This window comes from Acinetobacter sp. V104_13, from assembly GCF_031798995.1.
Classification (GTDB): domain Bacteria; phylum Pseudomonadota; class Gammaproteobacteria; order Pseudomonadales; family Moraxellaceae; genus Acinetobacter; species Acinetobacter pittii.
Map to the genome: position 1 here is coordinate 91632 of NZ_JAVQNP010000021.1, position 26789 is coordinate 118420.

The window sequence follows — 26789 nt, forward strand, 5'->3', positions numbered from 1 at the left end:
GGCAATTCCGCCATATCTCTTTTCGTCAGATTTACTTTACACCAAAAACAAAAAGCCGTCAGTGTAATGACGGCTTTCTTCATTGTTTTGGTTACGAAAATCTAACCAACACGATAGTTTGGAGCTTCTTTAGTAATCGTTACATCATGAACATGTGACTCAGACATGCCTGCTGAAGTAATTTTCACAAATTTCGCATTTTGGCGAAGATCTTCAATCACAGCTGAACCTGTATAACCCATCGATGAACGTAAACCACCCATCATTTGATGAACGATGTTACCCATTGGGCCTTTATATGGAACACGGCCTTCGATTCCTTCTGGTACTAACTTCTCAGCACCCGCTTTTGAATCTTGGAAATAACGGTCAGCAGAACCAGTTGCTCCCGCCATTGCACCTAATGAACCCATACCACGATATGCTTTGTAGTAACGACCTTGGAAAAACTCAACTTCGCCCGGCGCTTCTTCAGTACCCGCAAGTAATGAACCAACCATGATCGTACTTGCACCCGCACCGATCGCTTTTGCCATATCGCCAGAGAAGCGGATACCGCCATCTGCAATTAAAGGAATTTGATCTTTTAGTGCACTAGCAACGCTGTCAATCGCAGAAATTTGTGGCATACCGATACCAGCCACAATACGTGTTGTACAGATAGAACCAGGGCCAATACCTACTTTTACAGCATCTGCACCTGCATCTAATAATGCTAATGCAGCATCACCAGTTGCAATGTTGCCACCAATCACTTGTACTTGAGGGAAGTTTTGTTTCACCCAACGTACACGTTCAATTACACCAGCAGAGTGACCATGTGCTGTATCAACAACAATTACGTCAACACCAGCTTCAACCAATGCTTCCACACGACTTGGTGTATCAGCACCAGTACCTACCGCAGCACCAACACGTAAACGACCAAGATCATCTTTACAACTGTTTGGATAGCTCTCAGCTTTGCGGAAGTCAGTTACTGTAATTAGGCCTTTAAGTTCGTTGCTCTCACCAACGACTAAGACTTTTTCAATACGGTGTTTTTGCAATAATGCTTGAATATTTTCTTTAGACTCGCCTTCACGTACAGTTACTAAACGATCTTGGCCTGTCATGATGTTGCTAACAGGTTGTTCTAAATTGGTTTCAAAACGCGTATCACGGCCTGTCACAATACCAACAACCTTGCCGTCTTTAACAACAGGTACACCGCTAATGTTATTAGCGCTGGTGATTGCGATGAGTTCACGTACTGTAGTTTCAGGCGTTACAGTGATAGGGTCTTTCACCATACCCGCTTCGAATTTTTTCACACGGCGTACTTCTGCAGCTTGAGCAGCAATATCCATGTTTTTGTGCAAAATCCCGATACCACCATTTTGTGACATAGCAATCGCCATACGTGACTCAGTCACTGTATCCATTGCAGCTGAAACTAATGGGATATTTAAATGAATGCCGCGAGTTAAACGTGTCTTTAAAGAGACATCTTTTGGGAGAACAGTAGAGTAGGCAGGAAGTAATAAGACATCATCGAAGGTTAGCGCTTCTTGAACGATGGTCAGCATAACAATCTCACTGGTAAATTCCGTGAGCTATTATAAACAAATTTCAATGCAATTTTCATATTATCTTTGCCTTTTTCAGCAATAGATATAGAGCTTCTCCAAATAACTCCCACTTATTATAGTTTTAACGTTGTTTTTTAATCGAGGTTTTTGCAACCCAGAATTTTATCTGGGTTGATCATTAGACATAATATTTAGGTAGGACAGCTAAAAATTTGCTCAGTCATTAAATCTACGCCGCATGGCAAGGTCTCAATCCAGTCCAAAAACTGATTGACCATTTCTTTACCAATAAATGGACTACCATGCTGAGGCACAATCATTTCAATATCCATTTGGCGCACCATGTTGACCCACAAACGGATAACTTTATTGGAACACATATAGCGTTGGTGAAAAGCCTTCATTTTCATGACGTGCGTATCGAAATCTTTTAAAGGCTGATTAGCATCTTCAACAATCGAGGCACCCATATCGCCAGAAAACAGAATCTTAGCAACTGGATCATAAAACTGAAAATTACCCACCGAATGTAAGAAGTGAGCGGGAACTACCACAAGCTTGGATTCTCCTAGAGTAATCACTTGGCCGCGGTCAGGTAATTCAATAAGACGGTCTTCCCAATTCCCTTTCATACGCTCACTCATAAATGAGGAATTTAGGTGTGGTAAAAAACGTGCCCATAATTTTGATGCAACGACTTTAGCATCGGTATAAACCAGCCAGCGTGGCATTGAAGTAATAATGTCCGGATCTTGATGCGAGGCCATCACATAGTCTAGATTTTTCAAACGTGTATATTTATTTAATTCCATCGTTAATGGAACGTAGGTCAAATCGCCACCCGGGTCTATTACAGCAGCGCGTTCATGGTCAATAATTAAAAATTGATTGGCTTGGATGCCTTCCCCTTTAACCAAGCTGGTAAAACTAATACATTTATGTACGCCATTATCAAATAATATCTGCGATGTTGTTTTTTCAAACCCCATACAATTCCCCAAAAAAACTTTAAATATTAGATATTTTTATATCCATACTAAAATAAAGGGATTCAGTAACTCTTGCAATAAACTACTTTATTTTTCTAATAATATTTTAAAATTGATTTTGCTTTTCTTATTTTATAAATGAATCATAATGTTATTTAAAATTAAACCACAATAAATTAAAATAATTCTCATTATCAAATTTATTTTTGTGCTGCTTAGGCCTCCCATGAATCAACCCTTCCGTTTTTCAACATCAAAAACATTGTTAGCAGTTGCTATTTTTACTTCGATGACAGCAAGTCACGCTGAAGAAATAACAGAACAACAAAATTCGACCAGTGTTCTCCCCACAATTTCTGTTAAAGCGCAAAAAGAAAGCACTTCACCTTATGTCGCAACGAAAGCAAACTCTGCCTTAAAATCAGATGCACCCTTATTTAAAACTGCTCAGTCGGTTTCGGTAGTAACCCGCGAGCAACTTGACCAAAAACAAGCAAAGACACTTACAGATGCACTTGAAGGTGTTGCGGGTGTTGGAGCTGGGAAACTTGGTCGTCGTGGCTGGGATGATTTCATTATTCGAGGACAAACTTCTTCTGATTCAGTTTATGTCGATGGTTTAAGAATTGGTCAAAGCTCTCCAACTCCATCTGTAGCAGCTGAAATATCAGGTATGGATCAGGTACAAGTTTTAAAAGGGCCTGCCTCTATTAATTTTGGTTTGGTTGCTCCAGGAGGTATGGTCAACTTAGTGACTAAACGCCCTCAAGCTGAAAGCTTTGCTCGGGCCACTATGACTTATGGCAGCTATAACCTTAGAGAAGGAACGTTTGATTTAAACTATAGTCCTAATAATAGTGAAAAAGGTGCTTTCCGTTTAAATGGTCGTATCTCTGACCAAGATGACCCAACAGATTATGTGTATTTTAAAAATTACTACGTCTCTCCCTCTTATAACTTTGACTTAGGGGATAACACTGATCTATCTGTCATCGCAAGCTATCAGCATCGCGAATACATCCGTCAACAAGGGTTACCTGTCATTGGTACATTAAAAGATAACCCTAACGGCGCTATAGACCGAAGTTTATATATTGGCGATCCTAATTTTGGTAAATATGAGGCCGATGTTTACCGTACAGGTTATACCTTTAAACACGCTTTTGATAACGGTTGGAACTTTAATCAGAACTTTGCCGTACAAAAAACTGAAATGGATGGCACTGCTGTCTTTGCTCGCACAGGTAACAACTTTTGGGTAAAAAACAAACAAGGTGAAATCGACTACACAACCATTAGCCGTAAAAATAATAGCCGCCATCAAATTATTGATAATTTAAGCTTTGCCATTGATAACCGTCTAAATAAACAGTTTGATTTATATGGTATGCAACACGACCTTAATATTGGAGTAGACGCTTTTCAGGAAAAAAGTGATTACACCAATGATAAATACGATATTGGCGATTTAAATATCTATGACCCCGTTTACGGTCAAAATGTAAAATTGACTCAAAATGTTCGTGATATCAACCGTCTCAAATATTTAGGGCTTTATTTACGTGACCGCATTCAGCTTAATGACCAATTACTTTTAAGCTTATCTGGTCGTCAAGACTGGGCTCAAACTCAAACTACAAGTTTGGTGACTGGCAGTACGAGTAAACAATCAGACAATGCATTTACGGGCAGTGCCTCTGTCATGTATACCCTTAATGACATTGTGGCTCCTTATGTCAGCTATGCCACTTCATTTACCCCAAATAGCGGTACTGATGTAAATAACAATCCGTTCAAACCTGAAGAAGGGAAACAGGTTGAAGTCGGAATGAAATTACAAAGCCCAGATCAACGAGTTCAAGGTGCTATCGCTTGGTACGATTTAAAACGTCAAAATGTTTTAGTCACTGATACTGCGAATAGTGGCTATAAAGTACAACGTGGCGAACAGTTAACTCGCGGTATTGAAACTGAGCTCAGCGCAGAAATTTTAGAAGGTTTAAAATTAACAGCTGCCTATACCTACACAATTGATGCTGAAATTAGTAAAGATGCAAACGCGAGCAATGTAGGAAAAGCACTAGATAATATTCCTGAGCATGCTTACAGTCTGTCGGCTCGTTATAAATTTGACCCTGCCTCAAAACTTGGTTGGTATGTCGGCGGTGGATTCCGAGGTGAAACCTATAAAACTATGGATAAGCTAGATGTCCATATTCCAGGCTATACCGTATTTGATACAGAAGCTGGCTATGACGCTGGACATTGGGGTGCTCAACTTGCGATCCGTAATCTATTCGATAAAGATTACTATGCAGGTGCCTTAAATGAAAATTTGGTGACTTTAGGTAATCCACGTCAAATTAACTTTACTGTGAAATTTAACTATTAAAATTACCTATAAAAAACGCACTCGAATTGAGTGCGTTTTTTTGGCAGCTTTAAATGCGTTAGAAGAAGTAATACTGTACTAAAGTAGAGATACCTACAATTAAGAAAATAGCAGCACCAATTTTATGAATGAGCGAGATAGATAAACGTTCAGCCAATTTATTACCAATAAATACAGCAGGTGCATTAGCAATCATCATCCCTAAAGTTGTACCCAACATCACCCAAAAAATGCTGTCATAACGTGCAGCTAAAGCGACTGTTGCTATTTGGGTTTTGTCACCAATTTCTGCTAAGAAAAACAGGATAAAGGTTGCACCAAAAACACCAAACTTTTGCCATCTATTAATACTATCCGTTTCATCATCGAGCTTATCTGGAATAAGCATCCAGAACGCCATACCAATGAAGCCAGCGGCAAGGACCCAGACTAAAATTTCGGGGCTCAACACGGTCGTAATCCACTGTCCAAGTACAGCAGAAATACCATGATTAATTAGAGTAGCTAAAAGAATCGCAATAAGAATAGGGATTGGCTTACGGAAACGTGCAGACAGTAAAAGGGCCAATAATTGGGTTTTATCGCCCATTTCAGCGAGGGCAACAATTGAAGTAGAAATCAGAAATTCTTGCATGTCGTTTCTCTGGCTAGCATAAATGCCCATGACCTACCCCTCCTGCTAGCCAAATATCTGCAGAGTGGTAAATCAAAGGTCTTGCCAACTCGGAAACGATGAGACGTTTAAGCTATGATGACCATGTTCTGTTGAACAATTATGTTGATCATCACCTATTCATTTAGAAATGAATAGCGGCTACTCCCCAATGAAGTATGCGTTTATTATATTCGAGTAGTTCTATTTTTCAAACATTCAGGCGAAAAATTTTATCCACGCCCAAACTAACAATCGTCCTAGACCCAATAATAAAGCCAAACAAATACTTAAGTTAATAAATCCAAAATTATTAATGCCAGTTACGTGCTGAGATTGAAATTCAAATGGTAAAATAAGCATTGCTACAAATACTTCCAAGCCCATTGCAACGTAGGTCATCCATTCCCAAGGAAAGTGTAAAACACTCACCCACAACCCCATTAATAAAAATACAATTAATAGAATCGGCACCATGATTTTTAAAAATCCTACCATTTATTCTTTCTCCTTTACCGACTAACGAGAAATTTCTCCTCTCTCGACACTTCATTTTTCGTCTTTAGATTAACTTAAAACCAATTAAATTAAATATCAAAATAAAACCCCGCCGAAGCGAGGTTTTAATGATTCATTTAAAAATATTAGATTAATAAAGTACGAATATCTTTAAGAAGTTTCGTAAGTTTATTTGTAAAGCGAGCTGCATCTGCACCATTAATTACACGGTGGTCATAAGACAATGACAATGGCAACATTAAGCGTGGATCAAAGTCCTTACCATTCCAAACAGGCTGCATCGTTGCAGGTGAAATACCCAAAATCGCAACTTGCGGCCAGTTCACAAGTGGTGTAAATGCTGTACCACCTATTGCGCCCAAACTTGAAATAGTGAAATTCGCACCTTGCAAGTCTTTCGGTGTTAATTTCTTATCACGTGCTTTTTGACCTAACACACCCAATTCAACTGCAATTTGCTTAATTGATTTTTGGTCAGGATTACGTAGTACTGGTACTGTCAAACCATCAGGTGTTGCTACCGCAATACCCATATGGATTTCATTGCGCAAGAGCACTGATTTACCGTCATCAGATAGATGACCTGCGAATTCACGCTCTTCTTTCAACAAATACGCAACCGCTTTGATAATGAATGCCATAATCGTCAGGCTGATACCTTCTTTTTTGAAGTTGCCTTTTAGCTCATTGCGCCAATCTTCCAACTCAGTAATATCAGCCAAATCGAACTGGGTGACTTGCGGAATAAAGTTGTTCAATGACAATTGCGGAATTGATACTTGCTGCAAACGCGTCAGTACTTTTTCTTCCACGCCACCAAACGCTGTAAAGTCAGGAAGCTTTGGCAAACCTGAAACTGCTGGTGCAGCCGCAGCAACTGGTGCAGCTTGTGGCGCAGTTAAACGAGTCTTCACATACGCAAAGATATCTTCTTTAACAACACGGCCATGTTCACCAGAAGTTTTAACTTGAGATAAAACTACACCAAGTTCACGAGCAAGCTTACGCACAGCAGGGCCTGCATAAACTTTAGCGTTTTCGGCTTCTTGCTCTTTGGTTAATTTATCATTACCAGAAGAAGCAGGAGCAGATACTGATTGAGTCGGAGCAGGAGTTGCCGCTTTAGGTGCTGCTGCCTGCGGAGCTGGAGCTGATTCTGCTTTCGCCGCTGGTGCAGCAGCAGGTGCTTGGCCTTCAGCTTCAATTGTTGCCAGCAATACACCTTGTGAAACTTGTTGGCCTGCTTGCAAGTGAATTGCTTTCACAACACCAGCAACAGTACTTGGAACTTCCACAGTTGCTTTATCTGACTCAACAACAACAAGGCTTTGGTCTACATCAACTTTGTCACCAACCTGAACCAAGATTTCAGCAACAACTGCTTTATCTACACCCAAATCAGGAACGTTAATGTCAACCGGTCCAGATTGAGTAGCAGTCGATGCTACAGTTTCTTGCTGAGCTGGTGCAGGTGCTGCCGCTGGAGCTGCTGTTGTAGAAGCAGGTGCCTCAGCTGGTGCACTAGATGCAGACGTTGTTTTTACTTGAATAAGAACAACACCTTCTTTAACTGTATCGCCTTCTTTAACTTGAATGCTTTCTACAGTACCTGCAACACTGCTTGGTACTTCTACAGTTGCTTTGTCAGACTCAACCACAACGATGCTTTGTTCAACATCAATCTGTTCGCCAACTTTTACTAAAATTTCACCAACTAGTGCTTTTTCAACACCAATATCGGGAACTTGAACTTCAACCACTTGGCTAGTGGTTGCCGTTGCTGGTTGAGCAGCAGTTGAAGGCTGTTGAGCCGCTGCCGGTGCTGCTGTTTGTTCAGCTGCTGGTGCAGCTTTTGGAGCTTCTTCTGCTTGAGTTACTGGTGCAGCACCCTCAGCTTCAAGTTCAAGCAATACCGTACCTTCAGTTACGCTATCACCTTCTTTGATTAAGATGCTTTTTACCACACCTGCTGAAGTGCTAGGCACTTCAACAGAGGCTTTATCTGACTCAAGCAAAACAAGGCTGTCATTTTCTGCAATGCTGTCGCCAACTTTTACTAAAATTTCAGCAACAACTGCTTTATCTACACCAATATCAGGGGTCTTAATTTGCATGCTTAGTTCCCCTCACCTGTTTGCGTTTCATTATATTCAGCAACTGCCTGAACTTCTGGATGCGCTTGAGGAGCCCATGCCACTGGACGGTCAGTATCTAACTCAAAGTTAGAAATTGCGTCTTTAACTAAACGTGCGTCCACTTCACCTTCGTCAGCTAATTTTTTCAAAGTAGCAACAACGATATGTGCAGCATCAACACCAAAGAAACTACGTAAGTTAGCACGTGTATCTGAGCGACCGTATCCATCTGTACCTAATGCAACAAATGGGCGACCATCTGGAAGATAAGCACGGATTTGTTCGCTGTAAGCACGCATATGGTCTGTTGCTGAAACAACGATACCTTCTGTACCACGTAACTGTTTAGATACCCAAGATTCTTTCACTTCTTCAGAAAGTGGGTGTAAACGGTTGTATTCTTCACATGCCATACCATCACGTGACAACTCATTGAAGCTTGTTACACTCCAAACGTTTGAGTGGATTTGATATTCATCACGTAAGATTTTCGCAGCTTTGATTACTTCACGAAGAATTACACCTGAACCAAGTAATTGGACAGTTGCTTTTTCATCTTTTTCGAATAAGTACATACCACGTTTAATGCCTTCCTCAGCGCCTTCAGGCATTGCAGGATGCTCGTAGTTTTCGTTCATTACAGTTAAGTAGTAGAACACACGCTCTTGGTTCACATACATACGTTGTAAACCGTCGTGTACGATTACAGCTAATTCATAACCAAAACATGGATCATAAGATACACAGTTTGGAATAGTGTTCGCCAAGATATGTGAATGACCATCTTGGTGCTGTAGACCTTCACCATTCAACGTTGTACGACCAGCTGTTGCACCTAACAAGAAACCTTGAGCTTGTGCATCGCCCGCAGCCCATGCAATGTCACCAATACGTTGGAAACCGAACATTGAGTAGTACATGTACATCGGAATCATTGGTAAGTTATTCGTTGAATAACTTGTTGCCAACGCCGCCCATGCACTCATTGCACCAGCTTCGTTAATCCCTTCTTGAAGCATGTGGCCGTCACTTGCTTCACGGTAATGCATTAACTGTTCTTGGTCTTCTGGAGTATATTTTTGACCATGAGCTGCATAGATACCGAGCTGACGGAACATACCTTCTAGACCAAAAGTACGTGCTTCATCTGGAACGATTGGTACTACGCGGTCTTTAATCGCTTTTTCTTTGAGTAAAGAAGCAATTAAACGAACCATCACCATAGTGGTAGATTGTTCTTTACCACCTGAACCATTCAATACAGCATCAAATACAGATAATTCAGGAATCGCTAAAATTTCACTCTCTTTACGACGTGCAGGTAGGTAACCACCTAACGCTTCACGACGCGCCTTCATATACTTCATTTCTGGAGAGTTTTCACTTGGGCGGTAGAATGGAAGCTCTTCTAACTTATCGTCTGTAAATGGAAGATTGAAACGGTCACGTACATATTTCAAAGAGTCGATCTGCATTTTTTTGATTTGGTGAGTTTTGTTCACCGCTTCAATTTCTTCAGACAAACCGTAACCTTTAACAGTTTTCGCAAGAATAACTGTTGGTTGACCTTTAGCTTTCATTGCTTCTGCATAGGCAGCAAACACTTTGTAAGGGTCGTGACCACCACGGTTGAGATTATCGATGTCTTCATCGCTTAAATCTTTTACAAGTTCCGCAGCTTCTGGGTACTTGCCAAAGAATTTCTCACGTGTATATGCACCACCTTTCACTTGATAGCGTTGGTATTCACCATCAACTGTCTCTTCCATTACCGCTTTTAAAGCGCCTGTGCTGTCTTTTGCAAGTAGTGGGTCCCAATGACGGCCCCATACCACTTTAATAACACGCCAGCCCGCACCACGGAATAAAGATTCTAGTTCTTGAATGATTTTACCGTTACCACGTACAGGACCATCTAAACGCTGTAAGTTACAGTTAACAACCCAGATAAGGTTATCAAGCTTTTCGCGACCAGCAAGTGAAATAGCACCAGTACTTTCTGGCTCATCCATCTCGCCATCGCCAAGATAAGCCCAAACTTTACGATCTTCTTCTTTGATCAAGCCACGGTTCATCAAATATTTTTGAATATGTGCTTGATAAATCGACATGATTGGACCAAGACCCATTGATACAGTTGGGAATTGCCAATAGTCAGGCATTAAATATGGATGTGGATAGCTTGGTAAACCGTTACCGCCAACTTCACGACGGAAATTACTTAACTGTTCTTCAGTTAAACGTCCTTCAAGGAATGAACGTGCATAAATACCAGGAGCACAGTGCCCTTGGTAATAAATCATATCTCCGCCAAAACTATTGCTGTTTGCGCGGAAGAAATGGTTAAAACCTACGTCATATAATGTTGCACTTGATGCGAAGCTCGCCAAGTGTCCACCTAAATCATCACCTGTTTTATTCGCGCGAAGTACCATTGCTAAGGCATTCCAACGAATCAATGCACGAATACGGCGTTCCATATCTTGGTCGCCTGGCATTGCAGGTTGTTCTTCAACAGAAATTGTATTTAAGTAAGGTGTATTGAGACGTTGAATTGGAACATGCTTAGCAATTGCTTGTTGGTAAAGTTTTTCCAACAAGAATGCCGCTCGTTCAGTTCCCATATGTTGTAAAACTGAATCGAATGCATCTTGCCATTCTTGGGTTTCTTGTGCGTCGGAGTCACCGTAAAACGCCATAATTCACCTGTTCCTTGTTCTCTAATCTACTTTGTATTTTTACCACGTTTTACCCCTTTCAAGTTATTGCCTCGGGTGAATGTGAGGGGGCCCTATTATTTTCTGAATGAATAGTCATTGACCGAGCAGTAAACAAAATAACAAAAAAACGCCAATAATGGCGTTTTTTTATACAATCTTTGCGTTAAAAAAGGTTTAGCTTAGTTTTAGATTCATAAATTTAATAACCTTACCTTTTTAACTATTCTTTTATGGAAGCATCGCTAAGTAAGTAGTTGGGTTCTTACGTTGACCGTCTTTTACTACTTCATAATGCAAATGTGGACCAGTACAGCGACCTGTACACCCTACATTAGCAATATGTTCACCTGCAGATACTTGGTCGCCTACACGTACCATTAGACGTGAAGCATGAGCATAACGCGTTAAATAACCATTGCCGTGGTTAATTTCAACATATTGACCATAGCCAGTGCCCCAGCCAGATTTAGTTACAATACCTGGGCCTGTAGCATAGATTGGTGTGCCACTCGGAGCAGCCATATCTAATCCGCCATGATGTTCTGCACGACCACCCATAGTGCGGCCACCAAAGTTTGAAGAAACTCGTACAGTATCAGGAAGAGGGTGAGAAACTAACCAAGAGTAAGAATTTGAAGAAGAGGTATTAAAAGAATTTTTTGCGGTTGTGTTACCGTACTTCTTTGCGAGCGACTCATTGTTGAGTTCAACTGTTTTTTGGCGTAAGGTCACTGAAACTTTCGCACTCGCCGGAAGATCTAAATCATCGGGATGAGTATATGAACCTTGAGATAATGTTTTTGATAGCTGTTCCAATCGATCTGAGTCAGTAGATTGGTTAATTGTTTGATAATCTGCAAAAGCAACTGATGCTGCCGAAGCGGCAAGTGAAAACGCTAATAAAATACGACGCGTGTGCATAAAAACCTCTTGAAACTGTTCTTACTCAAGTTCCTTATGATCTCTTCCTTGATATCGATTGAAATGAACGCTTAAGATTAAGACAAGAATCCATCCGAGAATGACCATGTCTAAACCCGATAACGTTTTTCAACAAACCGGAAAACACATAAAAACAGGAAACCTTACGTTTCTAACAACGCAAGTCGCGCAATGGCAAAGACTTACGAAAATTATCCAACCCTTATTGCCCCAACCGGAACAATGGCAGGTCGTGTGTTATCAAAATGGCTCTTTAATCATTACTGGTGAAAATCAAGCGATGATTAGTCAACTCAGTTATTTACAGAACCAATATGTATCTAAATTATCTCAGCTTGAAGGGTTAAAAGACTTACAACGAATTCAGGTCCGATTGAGAAATAAAAATATTCCAAATGCACCCTCATCTGAGCCATCTAAACCCATTCCCCCGGAAACACAAGAAATGTTACGTAGTGCAGCCGACTTCGTGAGCGACCCTAAGCTTAGCCAAGCTTTACTACGTTTGGCAAGCAATAAAAAATGACGAGCTTTCTATTTCTTAATTAGAATCATTATTATTATGTGATTATAATCACACTTTTAAATGTTACATTATAACGTAGCCAAGTAAAGACAAGGACTTATGTCACGCTCACATATGGAATTGGACATTGACTCTCGTCATCAAATGTTACAATTTCATAATTACTCGGATCACTTTGAACATTGCGTAACAACTGATTATTTAAAGCATGTCCTGATTTATAGCCATCAAACTTGGCAATAATTTGATGACCAAGCAAATACAAATCACCAACTGCATCTAAAATCTTATGTCTAACAAATTCATCAGCGAAACGTAAACCTTCTTCGTTGACGACCCCTGTATCATCTACACCAATTGCATTATCCAAACTTGCACCTAGTGCTAAATTATTTGCCTTCAGGTAGTCCAAATCTTTCATGAAACCAAAAGTACGTGCCTCACTGACTTCATAAACAAAAGTTTCGGTCGAAAAGTCGATCGTGGCAGATTGATATTCTTTAGCAAATGCCGGATGGTCAAAATCAATCGTGAAATTTAATTGAAAACCATTGTGAGGGCTAAAAATTGCTTTCTTATCATCGATGAGTGCTTCAACTGGTTTTAATATTCTTATGAATTTTTTCGGTGCATCCAGTTCTTGTAATCCACCTTGCATTAAAAGGTAAATAAATGGACCAGCACTACCATCCATAATTGGAACTTCAGAAGCAGATACCTCAACAATCAGGTTATCAATTCCTAAACCGGCAATCGCACTCATTACATGCTCAATTGTGCCTACTTTTATATCTCCGGTTACCAAGTTGGAGCACATAAAAGCTTCTTGGATGAGCAATGCATTAGCAGGGATATCGACTGGCGGATCCAAATCGATACGGCGAAATACAATACCTCCATCCACGGTATGTGGAATGAAATTGATCATCACTTTTTGACCGCTATGAAGACCTATTCCACTCGCTTTTACCACACGATTGAGAGTACGCTGTTTCACCATGCTTTGTAACTTCTTTTTTAAAACCGCTATACGTTAGCATATTTAGTCATTGATCAAAAATAAAAAAAGGCAGTGTTTAAACACTGCCCTTCATTAAATCTAATGATAATTTACTTACGTTGCTGATTTTTCAAGTAATCTTGAATACTCATTGGAGAAGAACGCGGAGTAGAACTTGCTGTGCTACTGACTTCATTATCGGCGTTTTGACGCTTATTAATTGCAGGAACGTCATCTTCATCAACAGATTGAGCTGATTGAGACGATGCATGGCTTACCGTATTACGTTTTCTTGGTTCAGCATCAGCTGCATTACGAGTTAAACCAGTTGCAATCACTGTTACGCGTAATTCATCACGTGCATCTGGATCAAATACTGTACCGTAGAAGATTTCACCTTCATCAAGGTCAACAATCTGGTTCACAACGTCAGTAATGATTTCAGTCTCACGTAGCGTAATATCATCACCACCCGTAATATTAATTAACACGCCTTTGGCATTAATAATATTTACGTTATCAAGTAATGGACTACGGATCGCTTGTTCAGCAGCTTGACGCGCTCGATCTTCACCACGACCTAAACCAGCACCCATCATTGCATAACCGCGAGTACTCATTGCAGTTTTCAAATCGGCGAAGTCAAGGTTAATGTGACCACGGTTAACAACCAAGTCAAAGATACTACGTACAGCGTTTAACAATACATCATCAGCTTTTTTATAAGCATCTTTCATTGAAATATCGCCATATACGCTCAATAAGCGTTGGTTAGGGATAATAATCAATGAATCAACATGTGCTTCAAGTGCTTCAATACCGCGTTCAGCAGATTTTAAACGACGACGGCCTTCAAAGTTAAATGGAGTTGTAACTACGCCAACGGTCAAAATACCCATTTCTTTAGCAACTTCAGCCACAACAGGCGCTGCACCAGTACCTGTACCACCACCCATACCAGCGGTAACGAAAACCATATCGGTACCTTCAAGGTGGTGACGAATGATTTCACGGCTTTCTTCTGCTGCAACTTGCCCTACTTCAGGGTTAGCACCAGCACCTAGACCACGTGTACTTTGCTCGCCTAACTGAATTTTGAAAGGTGCATTCATACAGTCCAGTGCTTGTTTGTCTGTATTGGCACAAACGAATTTAACACCTTGAATATCAGACTGCACCATATGTTGAACGGCATTACCGCCACCACCACCTACACCAAATACAGTGAAACGGGCTTGACCGTTGCCATCGTTTAGTTCATCTTCTATAAATTCAAATGAGGCCATGACCTTTAGGGTTCCTAATACATTATGGCAGTCACTTCAGCCCGTATACTGCCTTGATTTTCAAAAATAACTAATTTTAAGAATGCTGTGCAATACCAACCTTGTCAAGTACAGCGGTTTTCTCTTACAACTTCCTAACAATTCTACCAATAAATACATACATCCTAAAAAATGGCTTTTAACTTGCTATTAAACGCATTCCAGCCATTTACCATTCGTTCCCATACCGAACGGTCATTTGCCTCTTCAGGCTCTTCAACAGCATCTTGCAACTCACTTTGGCTAAACATGAGCAAACCAGCTGCTGTTGCATACATAGAACGACGTAAGGCTGCTTGATGTTGATCATCAGCATAAACCTGTAACGGCGGATTACCCAAATGTGCAGATACACCCAACATACGACGAGCTAAACTCACCATACCTTCTATTTGACAAGCATCCCCTGTCAATACTACCCCATGGTATAAACCATGAATTGCACCGCTTTGTTCGAGTTCATCGCGAATCTGGCTAAAGATCTCTTCATAACGGGCAATAATAATTTCTGACAACTCAATTCGGCTAATTGTTTGAGGGCCATCAATTCCTTCTACCTGAATCATGTGATCTGGCTTAACAGCACTTAAATCGACACAACCATGCAAAATTTTAATTCGTTCAGCTTCTTCTGTCGTGGTTTGCAATACAGCAGCAATATCACGTGTAACGTGTTCACCACCGCGTTGCAATGTACGTGCTAGAGCCAAACGACCATCTAGATAAACAGCAAGATTGGTAATGCCTGCGCCAATATCAACCAGACAGACACCATACTCTTTTTCATCTTTCAGCAAGCTTGCCTCAGCGGTTGCCAGACAAGACACCACCATTTTTTCAACCCCGATATTTGCACCTTTCATGGCACGATCAAGGTTTTGCATAGTCGCTATAGGCATCATCATTAACTGATAATGTCCAGTCATACTATGGGCAGTCATATTAATTGGATTCTGCACCCATTCAGCAGAATCACCCAACTCAAAGCCTAACGGCACTGCACTTGCTAAATAGTAATCAGAAGTCACATGACTTGCTTTTGCCAATTCTAACGCGCGCACGACTTCATTTGTTGTAATCACATGTGCTGGATTAGATACTGGTGTGCGACCAGAGGCATAAAAACTTTGCAACTCGGTACTCGGAATAGATACCCATGCGCTATGAATGCGACATTCGGCCATATTTTCCGCTTCAGCAACAGCATTTTTAATCGCAGCAATGACTTTATCGAGGCTTACAATTTTTCCTTTATTCATGCCTCGATTGCGAGCAGTTGCCATACCGATAACTTGAATGTTATCCGGCGCATGAATTTTTCCAATCAAAACTGAAACTTTATGCGTCCCAATGTCAATCGCAACAACTGAGGGAACAGCTTCACTCATCACTCATACCATTTCTTTGTTGTTTAATACCAGGCAAATTGCCTATTTTAAAGCCACGTATTATGGCTTTGCTTTTGTTCCACCTGCAATGCTTGTGTCATCACTCGTTACAACAAACTGACCATTCACAATTTTAGGTGGTGTTGCGTTCTTCCATTGAATAGATAATCCATTACGATATCGCAAATCAATGGCTGAGATTTTCGACCACACCGGTTTTAAGTCAGATTGTGCCAGATGACTTAAACGTTGCAACTTATTCATTGTTTGATCTTGGTCAACAATAATACGTAAACCAGAATCAAATTGCATAAACCAAGTCATTCGCTCAGTCAGATATAACTCTTTTAAGCGTAAATTAACAGGATGGAATAATTGATTAATTTCATTATAGCGTCGCATCATCATTTTTGACTGACTTACCGGCCCATGAAGCAACGGAAGTTCAGGATGAATTGTCGGCTCCGCCTCACTAAATACATCGCCTCCATCGCTTAACAAGCGACCTGTCCCCCAACGGGCGATAGCATGTCGAGGCATGACACGAACACGAATACCATTGGGCCAAGCACGAGATACAACAACTCGGTCTACCCATGAAATTTCTAATGTTTTGTCACGAATCTGTTCTAAATCAGATGTGAAATAATTCGCTTTTATAATTGGAGCAACATGTTGCATCACTTGTTGGGTTTCAACAGAAGATGCTGAACCTACAACTTCTAGTTTTGCAACTGTTGCATCTGTAATAACTTTATATAACCCATAAATTCCGACTGCCAGCACTACAAAAGCAATAACCAACAGCACCCATCCACCAGCATTCGCAAGCTTCTGCTTACGCGTAGGCGGTTTATCATGAATAGAGGTGATGGCCGCACGTTTACGGCGCATGGAAGCCGGAAGTTGTGCCATATTTAAGCCGTACCTTCCAATGTTTGCTCAAGAATCGCAACACACAATTCATCAAAGCTATAACCAACCGCTTTAGCAGCTTTTGGAACTAAAGAGTGACTGGTCATACCTGGAACAGTGTTTACTTCTAAAAGCCAGAAATTGCCTTGCTCATCCTGCATTGCATCAATACGGCCCCAGCCTTCCGCACCCACCGCCTGAAAAGCACGTAAACATAAAGCTTGAAGGTTTTTCTCTTCAGCCTCACTCAGACCACAAGGGATACCATACTCTACATCGTTACGTTGATACTTCGCTTCATAGTCGTAGAAAGCAACATCTGCTGGTGGTTGCAAACGAATAACCGGCAAAGGCTGTCCATTGAGGAATGAAATTGTGAATTCACGACCAGTGATCCATTTTTCTGCCATCACCACAGCATCGTGCTGAGTCGCCTTTTCAATTGCAGCAGCAAAGTCTTCTGCTTTCTCAACCTTACTCATGCCGACACTCGAGCCTTCATGTACAGGTTTGATAATAACAGGTAAACCTAACTCAGCAATCACCGCATCTAAATCTGTTTCTTTAGTAATAATGCGATATGGCGCTGTAGGTAAATCGCTACCTTGCCAGATTTGCTTGGTTTTAACTTTATCCATGCCAATAGCAGAACCTTGCACGCCTGTTCCTGTATAAGGCAGATTTAACCATTCAAGCACACCTTGAATTTGGCCATCTTCACCGCCGCGACCATGCAATACAATAAATGCACGATCATAATTTACAAGTTCAGTCACACTGCGGTCTTGTGGATCAAATGCTTCAGCCTGAACACCTGAACGTAACAAAGCGTCCAAAACTGCCTGACCACTATCCAAAGACACAGCACGCTCAGCCGATTTCCCACCAAATAACACGGCAACTTTGCCGAATTTTGTAGCATTTGACACGTTTAAATCCTTAACCCGATAATTCAATACTTTTTGTTTATTTCACATACAAATGGTGTTGCGCAAGTTCTACTGAAATTGCTCCCACGTTACCCGCACCTTGTGTTAATAACAAGTCATTTGGTTGTAACACATTTTGCATGATGTTTTGCAAATTACCTTCAACCGGATCGACCAAAATCGGTTCTACTTGTCCGCGTAAACGAATACTACGCGCTAAAGTGCGGCTATCTGCACCCACAATAGGTTTTTCACCAGCAGGGTAAACTTCCAACAATAATAATTGATCGACTTGAGAGAGCACTTCAATGAAGTCATCAAAACAATCGCGAGTACGAGAGTAACGGTGTGGCTGGAACAACATAACCAAACGACGGTCCGGATGGCTTTGGCGAGCAGCCTTAATAGTTGCTTCTACTTCTTTCGGATGGTGTCCATAGTCATCAACTAACTTAACGTTGCCATCAGCAAGTTCAAATTCACCTTGCACTTGGAAGCGGCGGCCAACACCACTAAATCCTTCTAATGCACGGCTAATTGCATCATCAGAAACACCTTCATCTGTTGCAACACCAATTGCTGCCAAGGCATTTAAAACATTATGTAAGCCTGGTTGATTAATTGTTAAACGCAATGGTTCACGGCCTTTACGCAATACAGTGAAGTGCGACTGCATACCATCTTGTTCAATATCAACTGCACGAATGTCATTATCTTCATTAAAACCATAAGTAATGACCGGACGGCCTACACGCGGCAAAATTTCACGAATGTTCGCATCATCACCACAAACTACAGCCAAACCATAAAATGGTAAGTTATGAAGGAACTGTACAAACGTATCTTTTAATTTATCAAAACTACCTTCATAGGTGTCCATATGGTCAGCATCGATATTGGTTACAATCGCTGCCATTGGTTGCAAATAAAGGAAAGATGCATCTGATTCATCAGCTTCAGCCACGATGAAACGACTTTCACCTAAAGCCGCATTTACGCCTGTACTGTTAAGTAAGCCGCCAATAACATAAGTTGGATCAAGGTTTTCTTCCGCCAACATTGTCGTCAAAAGACTTGTGGTTGTAGTTTTACCATGTGTACCAGCCACAGCAATACCGTGACGGTAACGCATAAGCTCACCTAGCATTTCTGCACGACGTACAATTGGAACACGCTGTTCAATCGCAGCTTTAATTTCCGGATTTTCTGGATCAATTGCTGTAGAAACTACAAGTACATTGGCATTTTTAATATTTTCCGGTTGATGGCCAATATAAACTTTGATGCCATTTTTCTCTAATTGTTCTGTAGTTTTAGACGCTTTAATGTCTGAACCGGAAATTTTATAGCCTTGGTTACCCAAAACCTCTGCAATGCCACACATCCCAGCGCCACCGATCCCCACAAAATGAATGTGTTTGATACGGCGCATTTCAGGCACTTTAATCAGTTTTTTTGCTTGGTTCGCAGCTGTTGATGGAGACATAGTAAATCCGATTACATTTTTTGGATAAGATCAACCACATGCTGAGTCGCATTTGGTTGGGCATGTTGACGCGCTTTCACTGCCATTTCAGTAAGTAATTGGCGGTTCATCAGCGAAGTGAACAATTCATTTAAAACATCTGGTGTCATGGTCGATTGCTGACAAATTTTCGCAGCACCGATATCCGCCAGAAATTTGGCATTTGCAGTTTGGTGGTCATCAACTGCTATAGGGAGTGGTACAAAAACTGCGGCTACACCTGCTGTTGCAACTTCTGTTACCGTGAGTGCTCCAGCTCGGCAAATAATTAAATCTGCCTCACTATAAGCTTTTGCCATATCTTCAATAAATGGCAAAACGTGTACAGTTAAATTAGCTGGTGCATCTGCATAAAGTGCTTGAGTTGCCTCAACTTGTTGCTGACCACACTGGTGAAAAATATTGAGTGGAACTTGTAATTGTTTTAATGCTGGAGGTAAGCGTTCATTGAGTGCTTTGGCACCTAAAGACCCGCCCACAATTAAAATATTTAAAGGCTTGCCTGCTTGCTCACGCTCATCATAGCGCCACTTTGGGCTTAAAATATCAGTGATTTCACGACGCACAGGGTTTCCTGTGGTTACAACTTTTCCACCAGCAGGAAAGGTATTTGGAAATGCTTCACACACCACTTTAGCAACACGAGATAACTGTGCATTGGTAAAACCTGCAACTGCATTTTGCTCGTGAATAAGTACAGGAATGCCTAACAAACGTGCGGCTAAACCACCTGGACCAGCTACATAACCACCAAAGCCTGCAACCGCATCAACTTTAAGTTGTTTCATATAGCGCATTGCACTAAAAGTGGCTTTTAAAATTTTAAAAGGTGCAGCAACTTTACGGACTAATCCATTGCCACGAACACCTTGGATATCAATTTGATATATTGGAATATTTTGATCTTTTAATAACCGATTTTCCATACCTGTTGGCGTGGCTAACCATGAAACCTGACAACCTTGTTGTTGAAGTTGTTTGGCTACGGCGAGGGCTGGAAAAACATGTCCACCTGTACCGGCAGCCATCATCATGACATGTTTGGGTTTGCTTTGCTGTGAATCGGTCACGGTCTAATTCTTCAACTCAAAAAACAATGGAAATTGTCATCTATTTTTGTAGCCGTTTATTTTAATCCTAAAGCTTCATTAACGAAAAGCTAATTTCACTCGTTTATAACAGAAAGATGTGCTTTTTTGAAAATATGCCTACAAAGCTGTGGTGTATTTAGTATTGTTATTTTATTAATTCATATATTTTCAGGTGATTTCCAATAAATACCGCTGAAAATCACCTGAAATAAATAATTAAGCTGTACGGCCAGCTTCTAATACATCAAATAGATCATCGGCAATTGAAGTACCAAATTGAGCATCAATTTCGCGGATGCAGGTTGGACTAGTGACATTAATTTCAGTGACATAATTACCAATCACATCTAAGCCTACAAAAACTAAACCTTTTTCGCGCAAGAAAGGACCAATTTTAGCTGCGATCAACTTATCATTTTCAGTAAGCGGACGCGCTTGGCCTAAACCACCTGCCGCTAAGTTACCGCGCACTTCACCATTTTGTGGAATACGAGCTAGGCAGTAAGGAATAGGTTCGCCATTTACCATTAAAATACGCTTATCCCCTTCTACAATTTCAGGAATGTAGCGCTGAGCCATAATTGGACGAGTACCTAACTCTGTAAGCATTTCTAAGGTAGAACCGATATTTACACCATCTTGATATAAACGGAAAATTCCCATACCACCCATACCATCAAGTGGCTTAACGATTACATCGCCATGTTCTTTAATAAATTCACGAATTAAACTTTGTTGAGATGTTACAAGTGTAGGCACTTGTAGCTCTGGAAACTGCGTTGCAAAGAGTTTTTCATTGCAATCACGCAGTGATTGAGGCTTGTTAATAATCCATGAACCTTCGCGCTCAGCTTGCTCAAGCACGTAAGTCGTGTAGACAAAATTCATGTCAAACGGCGGGTCTTTACGCATGAGCACAACATCGTAAGCCGCGATAGATTCTTTTTTCTTTTCGCCTAACTCATAGTAATGGTTGTAATCTTCGAACACCTTTAACGGTGAAATGAGGCCGTAAGCTTTGCCTTGATCGATATATAAATCTTGTTGTAATGCATAACCTAATTCATGTCCACGACGGCTCGCCGCCCACAACATTGCCATGGTTGAATCCTTTTTAAGGTTTACGGTTTCAATCGGATCCATGACGACAAGTACACGCATGCTCAAGCTCTTCTTAAAATTTAAATTAGCATGAGTATAACTGAGATTTTTCACTGGTTTTTCTTAATTTCAGTAAAACCTTATCGGTTATTTCTTTATCTTGAACTAAGGTAAATTCAGTTAAACTATGATCATAAAATATTATTTTTAAAGGCTAAACATGAAACTTTATCGCTATTTAACTGGCCCCGATGACTCTGCTTTTTGTGCACGAGTGACTAAAGCTCTGAATCATGGTTGGGAGTTATATGAAGCACCCACTATGACCTTTAATGGCACGCATATCATTGTGGGACAAGCAATTTGCAAAACAATTGATGAAAATTATGATCCAGAAATGGATATTTTAGATGTTCTCAAAAATAACGCGTAATTCCAGAAGGGTGCTTTTAATCGATAAAAAGTCCCCTTTAAAACCCAATTAACAAGAAAAACTAATGCGTCAACTCATACAATTCGTTTAATTTGCTAATTAACTTATTAAAAATCAGTTATTAAAAAATAAATATGTCATTTTTTAAGATAATAGTTCTTTTATTCTAAACAATTAAATGATTATAATTATCATTTATACTTTTATTTTTGTTAATTGATTTTATTTTTATGTTAAGAATTTCTATACCATCTCCCCAAATGAAGCGTCTTTTCCCGCTGAGCTTACTCAGTTTAATGATCTTGAATATTCAAGGTGCCTACGCAGAGGAACCGACTGATTCAGCCGCAAAAGTGGCAGCTACCATGCCCACCATAAAAATTGAGGCCATGAGTGAGCTCGATCCAATTAAAAGTTATATCGACTATGATAAAGCCAATGTCACACGTAATGGTTTAGACAAAAAAGATATTCCTCAAACCGTTGATACGATTGATGTTCAGAAATATAAAATTTATGGATCGAATGATTTAAGCGTTATGCTGCAAGGCACCCCTGGCGTATCAACCAGTTACGATATGCGCGGTGATGGCATCACGATTCGTGGCTTTGGTGCCGATACAGGTGATATTTACCGTGATGGCATACGTGAAAGCGGACAAGTACGTCGTAGTACAGCAAATATCGAACGTATTGAAATTTTAAAAGGTCCCGCTTCTGTTTTATATGGCCGTAGTGCTGGTGGCGGGGTTGTGAATATGGTGAGTAAGTTCGCCAATTTTGACTCCAAAAGTTCAGTTGGTGCGTACGCAGGTTCTTACGACAACTACGGAACAACCGCTGACATCAACCAAGTACTTAATGACAATTTAGCAGTACGTTTAACTGGAGAATATGGTGAATCAGGGAGCTTCCGCTCCGGTATTGAAAATAAAATTGAAATGTTTTCACCAAGTTTCACTTATAAAAATGATGATGGAACTCTCACTTGGACCACACAATATACCTATGACAAATTAGGTCGTGTACCTGATCGCGGACCATCACGTGACATTCTGCCTGCAGGGACTTCAATTAAAATGGGATTTGCCCAAGACGGCGATTATGTGGATGATATTTTGCAAGTGGTCCGCACCGATGTGAATTATCAATATGCGCCTGATTGGAACTTTCACTGGGCAGCAAGTTACCGACAAGCAGAACAAAACTTTGACCACTTTTATTTTGGAACTTATTGTGGTTTAGATGGTAAAAACTCAAAGAATGAGTCTTGTACTAAAAAAGGTTACGTCGACCAAATTTACTACTGGCAACAAACCAGCAATAAGACCACCACCAATACATTTGATATTAAGGGCAAGTTCAAAACAGGCTCACTTGAACATCAAATCATGATGGGTACAGACTGGACATATGAACAACGAGAGCCACGCTTAGCAAATGAATCTCAGAATGGTTCTATTTACGGCTACGTTAATCCATTCACAGGCGAACGTGAATATAGCCGTGGCAATGGCCCATTAAAGATGAGACAGCATAACTATAATGAAGGCACAACTTACGGCGTATTTATTCAAGATTTAATTGGTCTAAATGACCAACTTAAACTCATGCTGGGCGGCCGCTACGATTACTTTGACTTTTCAACCACCAACAAGCTGACAAAAGAACACCGTAATGTAAAAGATGGCAGCTTTAGCCCAAATGTTGGTTTGGTATGGCAACCGCTTCCTGAACATAGCTTTTATACCTCTTACTCTAAGAGCTTTGCACCATTTGGCGGACAAATGGGTGTTAACCAAGTTACTGGAAGCACCGATGTCACAAAAATGGATAAAGAGCCTCAATATAACGAGCAATATGAAGTTGGGGTAAAAAGCGAATGGTTAGATAATCGTTTAAATACACAATTTTCTGTTTTTGATATTCGTAAAAATAATATTCGGTATAAACCAAATCCTAATGAACAACCAGAAGTATGGGCAACTGCAGGACAGCATCAATCTCGTGGTCTTGAATTTAGTTTTATTGGCCGTGTACTTGATAATGTCTTTGTCCGTGGTGGTTATGGCTACACAGATGCAAAAGTAAAAAAAGACAAACAAAAGCCTGAACAAGAAGGTAACTATTTAGCAAATACATCTAAGAACACAGGTAATTTATTTGTTCGTTATTTACCAACCGAGCAGTGGTATACCGAGGTGGGCGTGACCTATGTCGGGTCTTATTATCCAAATATTAATAATCAAGTAAAAATGGAAGGATTTAACCGTGTCGATGCAGCGATTGGTTATAGTGCAGACCCATGGAATGTCACACTTGCAGTGAATAACCTAACTAATAAAGAATATTGGCGTTCGGACAGCATGCCAGGCACTCCACGTAATGTGTTATTGCGTTTGAATTATCAGTTTTAAGTAAATATTAAAAAGGCATACCCCTATTTAGGGGTATGCCTTTTGTTTTTAATAATAAAAGAAACAAGTTTTTTATCTTCAATAAATAAAATATTTAATTTTTAGATTATACTTTCCTCATTAAAGATACCAATTAAATCAACAATATGAATAAACAGTTTATTTTAACTTTTTTATTATTTTTTTTATCGCTATCAACAGAGGCAAAAATCATTACTCTTTCAATTGATACATATCAAAACTTATCAAAACAACAGCAAAATAGTATTAAAGACAACCTCAACAAAGGATGGATCAGTTATGCTAGAGATGATACAAAAATTCATTATTTGAGTTATCAACTAATTAAATCTATTTCAGATTCCATCGTAATAGCCCCTGTTAAAACTACATCAGTCAATCTAGGAGATTTAAACTCTATAGGGTTATGGCAATTTGACTGCAAAAATAAAAAAATGATGTTGTTGTCTACAGCAACTTATTCAATTACGAATTCTAAAATATTTTCAATAGAAGAAGTAGAATTTCCAAAAGAAGTACCAGCTATTCCTAATTCTATGGCAAATAGAATTTTAGAAATGGCATGTGTTCTGAACTACATAAAAAATAATTAGTCATAAAAGGAAGAAGAGCTCAAGCGCTCCTTCCTTTTATATTATTAAAAATCAAATCCCGTATTTTTCACGATAAGCTTGCATGTTTGCTAGTGCTTCTTTTTCGCCTTTCGCCTCTAAATAATCCATTAAATCTTTCATGGTAATCAGTGCGTGTACAGGAATTTCTAATTCTTTTTGAACTTCTTGAATTGCAGAAAGCTCACTTTGACCACGTTCTTGACGATCTAATGCCACCAAAACACCTGCAATAGTTGCGCCAGCATTTTTCAAAATCGTTACAACTTCACGAATCGCTGTACCTGCGGTAATTACGTCATCAATAATCCAGACCTTTTTACCTTCAACCGCAGCACCAACTAGAACACCGCCTTCGCCATGATCTTTCGCTTCTTTACGGTTAAAGCCCCATGGCACGCTTTTGTTATGGACTTGAGACAAAGCAACAGCAGTCGCCGCTACAAATGGAATACCTTTATAAGCTGGTCCAAAAATCACATCAACATTTTCACATTGTGTTAATTTATCAGCATAGCCTTGCGCTAAAAGAGATAAAGCTTCACCATCGTTGAGTAGGCCTGCATTAAAAAAATAAGGACTCACGCGTCCAGATTTTAAAGTAAACTCACCAAATTTAAGCACACCGCGTGATAATGCGAGTTCGATAAATGCTTGCGGGTGAAATGACACAGGCGTTGTCATGAGGTGCTCCAAATTCACAATTGAGGTTAAATTTTCGCATGATACCAAAGGATCAGTATCCAAGTGATGTAAAAATTCTTCGAGTCGTTTCCATTAACGTAAATGGCTTACGTTCTTCAGTAACGAAAGGCTTACTTGAATGGTTAGAACAGTCAGATGCCGATGTCGTATGCATGCAGGAAAGCCGCATTACCCATGAACAATGGACTGAAAAATTTAGACCCGAGGGATGGCATACCCATCTCTTTCCAGCAGAGCGTGCAGGTTACGCGGGGACTGCGATATATAGCCGCCTACCCTTCGTCTCTGTTAAAGATGGTTTAGGGTTTGAGCTGGCTGACAGTCAAGGCCGCTTTATTTCCGCGGAATTCGATTTAGGTTTGTCACATCCGGTACATATTGCATCATTATACTTACCTTCGGGCTCAAGTGGTGAAGAAGCGCAAGCACGTAAAGATTTATTTTTAGGTGAATACGCAAAAATCTTGAAACAATGGCGTGATGAAAACAAGTCAGTCATCATTTGTGGTGATTACAACATTGTTCATAAACGCATTGATATCAAAAACTGGTCTGGTAACCAGAAATCTTCTGGTTGTTTACCACATGAACGTGCGTGGCTTGACCATATCTATGATGAACTGGGCTATGTCGATACTTTCCGTGTAGTTCGCACAGAAGCGGAACTTTATTCATGGTGGTCAAATCGCGGTCAAGCGCGTGCAAAAAATGTAGGGTGGCGTATTGATTACCATGCATGCTCGCCAGACTGGAAAGCACGTACAATTAATGCTTGGGTTTATAAAGATCAATGGTTTAGCGACCATGCACCCGTTATTATTGACTATAAAATTCAAGAATAAGTGAACACTCGTTCACTTACATTGTCGTTTTCGCTTACAG

At 40.2% G+C, this 26789-nt stretch carries 22 protein-coding genes and 1 riboswitch; of the genes, 6 read left to right on the forward strand and 16 right to left on the reverse strand.

Translation table 11 applies throughout. The features are described from left to right. Positions 1-101 precede the first annotated feature (101 nt). Complete coding sequence (guaB, locus tag RMB06_RS06380) at positions 102-1568, reverse strand: IMP dehydrogenase (protein WP_002121951.1); 1467 nt, start codon at positions 1566-1568, stop codon at positions 102-104. 194 nt (positions 1569-1762) lie between these two features. Further along, positions 1763-2560: an MBL fold metallo-hydrolase gene (locus RMB06_RS06385; RefSeq protein WP_069141322.1), complete on the reverse strand. Its 798-nt coding sequence runs from the start codon at positions 2558-2560 to the stop codon at positions 1763-1765. A 226-nt stretch (positions 2561-2786) separates the two neighbouring features. On the opposite strand from RMB06_RS06385, the gene RMB06_RS06390 reads away from it, so the two are divergent. Then, positions 2787-4952, forward strand: coding sequence for a TonB-dependent siderophore receptor (locus tag RMB06_RS06390; RefSeq protein ID WP_311078842.1), 2166 nt, complete (start codon positions 2787-2789; stop codon positions 4950-4952). Positions 4953-5010: 58 nt separating this feature from the next. On the opposite strand, the gene RMB06_RS06395 is transcribed toward RMB06_RS06390, so the two are convergent. The 5 genes from RMB06_RS06395 to RMB06_RS06415 all read right to left on the reverse strand — a co-directional run bounded on the left by RMB06_RS06395 (position 5011) and on the right by RMB06_RS06415 (position 11899). Continuing rightward, positions 5011-5586 (reverse strand): TMEM165/GDT1 family protein, encoded by a 576-nt coding sequence (locus RMB06_RS06395; protein ID WP_032004991.1) that lies wholly within the window; start codon positions 5584-5586, stop codon positions 5011-5013. Between the two features lie 15 nt (positions 5587-5601). Continuing rightward, a riboswitch (yybP-ykoY riboswitch) is annotated at positions 5602-5787 on the reverse strand. 36 nt (positions 5788-5823) lie between these two features. Then, positions 5824-6102 (reverse strand): hypothetical protein, encoded by a 279-nt coding sequence (locus RMB06_RS06400; protein ID WP_032057090.1) that lies wholly within the window; start codon positions 6100-6102, stop codon positions 5824-5826. 146 nt (positions 6103-6248) lie between these two features. Continuing rightward, positions 6249-8237, reverse strand: a complete 1989-nt coding sequence (locus RMB06_RS06405; RefSeq protein ID WP_311078844.1) for a 2-oxo acid dehydrogenase subunit E2 — start codon at positions 8235-8237, stop codon at positions 6249-6251. A gap of 2 nt (positions 8238-8239) precedes the next feature. Next, positions 8240-10957 carry a pyruvate dehydrogenase (acetyl-transferring), homodimeric type gene (aceE, locus tag RMB06_RS06410; protein WP_002121885.1) on the reverse strand — a complete coding sequence of 906 codons (2718 nt, stop codon included), beginning with the start codon at positions 10955-10957 and terminating at the stop codon, positions 8240-8242. A 249-nt stretch (positions 10958-11206) separates the two neighbouring features. Then, positions 11207-11899 (reverse strand): M23 family metallopeptidase, encoded by a 693-nt coding sequence (locus RMB06_RS06415; RefSeq protein ID WP_039764755.1) that lies wholly within the window; start codon positions 11897-11899, stop codon positions 11207-11209. A gap of 100 nt (positions 11900-11999) precedes the next feature. Between RMB06_RS06415 and RMB06_RS06420 the strand changes: the two genes are divergently transcribed. Further along, positions 12000-12446 (forward strand): DciA family protein, encoded by a 447-nt coding sequence (locus RMB06_RS06420; RefSeq protein WP_005804431.1) that lies wholly within the window; start codon positions 12000-12002, stop codon positions 12444-12446. Between the two features lie 97 nt (positions 12447-12543). Here RMB06_RS06420 and lpxC read toward each other — a convergent pair whose 3' ends face one another. The 8 genes from lpxC to gshB all read right to left on the reverse strand — a co-directional run bounded on the left by lpxC (position 12544) and on the right by gshB (position 21780). Beyond that, complete coding sequence (gene lpxC, locus RMB06_RS06425) at positions 12544-13446, reverse strand: UDP-3-O-acyl-N-acetylglucosamine deacetylase (RefSeq protein ID WP_311078849.1); 903 nt, start codon at positions 13444-13446, stop codon at positions 12544-12546. Between the two features lie 110 nt (positions 13447-13556). Next, positions 13557-14732: a cell division protein FtsZ gene (ftsZ, locus tag RMB06_RS06430; RefSeq protein WP_002121912.1), complete on the reverse strand. Its 1176-nt coding sequence runs from the start codon at positions 14730-14732 to the stop codon at positions 13557-13559. Between the two features lie 164 nt (positions 14733-14896). Continuing rightward, positions 14897-16159 (reverse strand): cell division protein FtsA, encoded by a 1263-nt coding sequence (gene ftsA, locus RMB06_RS06435; protein ID WP_002122057.1) that lies wholly within the window; start codon positions 16157-16159, stop codon positions 14897-14899. A 60-nt stretch (positions 16160-16219) separates the two neighbouring features. Continuing rightward, a complete protein-coding gene (locus RMB06_RS06440; RefSeq protein WP_014207933.1) occupies positions 16220-17074 on the reverse strand; it encodes a cell division protein FtsQ/DivIB in 855 nt (284 codons plus the stop codon). A gap of 2 nt (positions 17075-17076) precedes the next feature. Further along, positions 17077-18003: a D-alanine--D-alanine ligase gene (locus RMB06_RS06445; RefSeq protein ID WP_032054508.1), complete on the reverse strand. Its 927-nt coding sequence runs from the start codon at positions 18001-18003 to the stop codon at positions 17077-17079. Positions 18004-18040: 37 nt separating this feature from the next. After that, the gene (gene murC / locus RMB06_RS06450; protein WP_002122011.1) at positions 18041-19489 is read right to left on the reverse strand and encodes a UDP-N-acetylmuramate--L-alanine ligase; all 1449 of its coding nucleotides are present in this window, start codon (positions 19487-19489) and stop codon (positions 18041-18043) included. Positions 19490-19500: 11 nt separating this feature from the next. Next, complete coding sequence (gene murG / locus RMB06_RS06455) at positions 19501-20598, reverse strand: undecaprenyldiphospho-muramoylpentapeptide beta-N-acetylglucosaminyltransferase (protein ID WP_206216771.1); 1098 nt, start codon at positions 20596-20598, stop codon at positions 19501-19503. A 237-nt stretch (positions 20599-20835) separates the two neighbouring features. Further along, positions 20836-21780, reverse strand: a complete 945-nt coding sequence (gene gshB / locus RMB06_RS06460) for a glutathione synthase (RefSeq protein WP_019767377.1) — start codon at positions 21778-21780, stop codon at positions 20836-20838. Between the two features lie 160 nt (positions 21781-21940). Here gshB and RMB06_RS06465 point away from each other — a divergent pair, with 160 nt between their 5' ends. From RMB06_RS06465 to RMB06_RS06475, 3 genes are all read left to right on the forward strand, one after another. Further along, entirely contained in the window at positions 21941-22153 is a 213-nt protein-coding gene (locus RMB06_RS06465) for a DUF1737 domain-containing protein (protein ID WP_311078851.1), read from the forward strand. A 230-nt stretch (positions 22154-22383) separates the two neighbouring features. Next, complete coding sequence (locus RMB06_RS06470; RefSeq protein WP_311078852.1) at positions 22384-24570, forward strand: TonB-dependent receptor; 2187 nt, start codon at positions 22384-22386, stop codon at positions 24568-24570. 146 nt (positions 24571-24716) lie between these two features. After that, positions 24717-25184: a surface-adhesin E family protein gene (locus RMB06_RS06475; protein WP_017387574.1), complete on the forward strand. Its 468-nt coding sequence runs from the start codon at positions 24717-24719 to the stop codon at positions 25182-25184. Positions 25185-25235: 51 nt separating this feature from the next. Here the strand turns inward: RMB06_RS06475 and pyrE are convergent, their stop codons facing one another. After that, a complete protein-coding gene (gene pyrE / locus RMB06_RS06480; protein WP_280032412.1) occupies positions 25236-25886 on the reverse strand; it encodes an orotate phosphoribosyltransferase in 651 nt (216 codons plus the stop codon). Positions 25887-25924: 38 nt separating this feature from the next. On the opposite strand from pyrE, the gene RMB06_RS06485 reads away from it, so the two are divergent. After that, a complete protein-coding gene (locus RMB06_RS06485; RefSeq protein WP_002122009.1) occupies positions 25925-26749 on the forward strand; it encodes an exodeoxyribonuclease III in 825 nt (274 codons plus the stop codon). The last annotated feature ends 40 nt before the right edge of the window (positions 26750-26789 follow it).